We start from the raw sequence: 1,709 nt of genomic DNA on the forward strand, positions 1-1,709 counted from the left end.
TGGAGACCACGGGCAAGAACCTGTTGATCCCCCCGAACGGGATCGTCGAGGGCGTTGAGGTGATCACGCCGGAGATGGTGCCGTTGGCGGGCTTGTCGCAGGAGGAGATCGACAGGGTCGTAGCCGAAGTTCCGGGCGGTGTGGCCAATGTGGCGGACATCTACCCGCTGGCGCCGCTCCAGGAGGGCATCCTCTTCCACCACCTGATGGGCGCCTCGAAAGGCGAGGACGCGTACGTCCTGCCCATGGTCCTCGGGTTCGACTCCCGCTCCAGGCTGGACGAGTTCGTCGGGGTCCTGCAGAAGGTCGTGGACCGGCACGACATTCTCCGCACTGCCGTGCTGTGGGAGGGACTGCGCGAGCCGGTCCAGGTGGTCCACAAGCACGTGGAGATCCCGGTCCACGAGGTCGTGTACGACGGTGACGTGCAGGGCCTGATGGCGCTGGCCGACTCGGTCATGGACATCACAGCAGCACCCCTGGTCCGAGTCACCACGGCGGGTTCGCAGCGGTCGGTGGCACTGGTCCAGGTGCATCACCTGATCCAGGACCACACAGCGGTGGATGTGCTGTTCGCGGAGGTCCAGGCGTTCCTGGAGGGCCGTGAGGCGGAGCTGCCACAGCCGCTGCCGTTCCGGGAGTTCGTCGCGCAGGCGGGTCGTGAGGACGTCGTCTTCGGCACGGTGCTCTTCGGACGTATGCAGGCGGGTGCCGGCGCGGACCGGATCCCGGGCCTGTTCATCAACACCCTCCCCGTCCACCTGGACACCAGCAAGAACCTGGGCGACGCCATCAAGCACATGCAGACCGACCTGGCGGAACTGCTGGTCCACGAGCACGCCCCGCTTGCCTTGGCCCAGCGCATGAGCGGGGTGCCGGCGGAAGCCCCGCTGTTCACCGCACTGTTCAACTACCGTCACAGCGCGGCGGACACCGACGTCGAAGTCGAGGGCATCGAGATCCTCTTCGCTCAGGAGCGCACGAACTATCCGCTGACGGTGTCGGTGGATGACACCGGTGACGACTTCGTCTTCACGGTCCAGTGTGTGGACCCGATCGACCCGGACCTGATGCTGTCCCTTTTGAACACGACCACCCGCCACCTGATCCAGGCCCTGGACGACACTCCCGTACACACCCTGCCCGTCCTCGACGACGCTCACCTTGACCAACTCCTCCGCAATGAGACCGGCCGGGAAATCCCCGGCGGCACACTGCCCGAGCTGTTCGAGCAGCAGGTCGTGCGGACACCGGACGCCACGGCGCTGGTCTTCGACGGCACCGAGCTGTCGTACCGCGAGCTGAGCGAACGGGCGAGCCGTTTGGCGCGCGTGTTGGTCGAGCGGGGTGCGGGTCCGGAGCGGTTCGTCGCCGTGGCCCTGCCTCGGTCGGCAGACCTGGTCATCGCACTGTTGGCAGTCCTGAAGACGGGTGCGGCATACGTGCCGATCGACCCGGACTATCCGGCCGACCGCATCGCCTACATCCTCGAAAACGCCGCACCCGTGTGCGTGATTACCGGCGCGAACAGCGGAGTTGAGGTTCCGGACGGCACCACCCGAGTTCTTCTCGACGAATACTCTGAGGCGGACCTGCCGGCGTCCCTGGACCCGGGCACGCCGGCGTATGTGATCTATACGTCGGGTTCGACGGGTCGGCCCAAGGGTGTGGTGGTTGAGCATCGGTCGGTGGTCGACTACGTGTCCTGG

The 1,709-nt window shown here is 66.4% G+C and carries 1 protein-coding gene; it reads left to right on the forward strand.

Going from position 1 to position 1,709, the window contains the following annotated elements:
• Window positions 1-1,709, forward strand: a 1,709-nt coding sequence (locus tag IG99_RS43355) for an AMP-binding protein (protein ID WP_037684538.1), incomplete at both ends; no start/stop codon positions are given.

This window comes from Streptomyces griseus subsp. griseus, assembly GCF_000720255.1.
In the GTDB taxonomy this organism is placed as follows: Bacteria; Actinomycetota; Actinomycetes; order Streptomycetales; family Streptomycetaceae; genus Streptomyces; species Streptomyces griseus_I.